The following is a 1193-nucleotide window of genomic DNA, read 5'->3' on the forward strand; positions in this document are numbered from 1 at the left end:
CGTTCGCTAATCGTCGATTATTCGACGATTTTCGAGACGACACCTGCACCCACAGTCCGGCCGCCTTCGCGGATCGCGAAGCGCAGGCCGTCTTCCATGGCGATCGGTGCGATCAGTTCAACGTTGAACTTCAGGTTGTCGCCCGGCATCACCATTTCGGTGCCCGCTGGCAGCTCAACTGTGCCGGTCACGTCTGTGGTCCGGAAGTAGAACTGCGGACGGTAGTTCGCAAAGAACGGCGTGTGACGGCCGCCTTCTTCCTTGGTCAGGATGTAGGCCTCGGCTTCGAACTTGGTGTGCGGCTTGACCGAACCCGGCTTACACAGAATCTGGCCACGCTCAACGCCGTCACGGTCCACACCGCGCAGCAGCGCACCGATGTTGTCACCTGCTTCACCGCTGTCCAGCAGCTTGCGGAACATTTCAACGCCTGTGCAGGTCGTTTTCTTGGTGTCGCGGATACCGACGATCTCGATCTCGTCACCAACGTTGATCACGCCACGCTCGACACGGCCGGTCACAACAGTACCACGACCAGAGATCGAGAACACGTCCTCGATCGGCATCAGGAACGGCAGGTCAACCGCACGCGCAGGTGTCGGGATGTATGTGTCGACAGCTTCCATCAGCTTCTTGATGGATTCTTCGCCGATTTCAGCGTCGCGGCCTTCCAGCGCGGCCAGAGCCGAACCGGGGATCACAGGAATATCGTCGCCGGGATATTCGTAGGAAGACAGCAGCTCGCGGATTTCCATCTCCACCAGTTCCAGCAGTTCCTCATCGTCGACCTGGTCAACTTTGTTCATGTAAACAACCATGTAGGGGATACCCACCTGGCGACCCAGCAGGATGTGCTCGCGGGTTTGTGGCATTGGACCATCGGCTGCGTTCACAACCAGGATGGCGCCGTCCATCTGCGCGGCACCGGTGATCATGTTCTTGACGTAGTCGGCGTGGCCGGGGCAGTCGACGTGGGCATAGTGACGTGTTTCAGTCTCGTACTCGACGTGCGCGGTCGAGATCGTGATGCCGCGGGCCTTTTCTTCGGGCGCGCCGTCGATCTGGTCATAGGCCTGGAAATCACCGAAATACTTCGTGATCGCTGCTGTCAATGTCGTCTTGCCGTGGTCAACGTGGCCGATTGTGCCGATGTTCACGTGCGGTTTGTTACGTTCAAACTTTGCCTTAGCCAT

The 1193-nt window shown here is 58.5% G+C and carries 1 protein-coding gene; it reads right to left on the reverse strand.

The genetic code is table 11. From position 1 onward, the window contains the following. Positions 1 to 17: 17 nt before the first annotated feature. A partial coding sequence (tuf, locus tag C8N45_RS22935; RefSeq protein WP_108389384.1) for an elongation factor Tu occupies positions 18 to 1193 on the reverse strand: 1176 nt, incomplete at its 5' end.

Origin of the sequence: Yoonia sediminilitoris (assembly GCF_003058085.1) — a bacterium.
In the GTDB taxonomy this organism is placed as follows: Bacteria; Pseudomonadota; Alphaproteobacteria; order Rhodobacterales; family Rhodobacteraceae; genus Yoonia; species Yoonia sediminilitoris.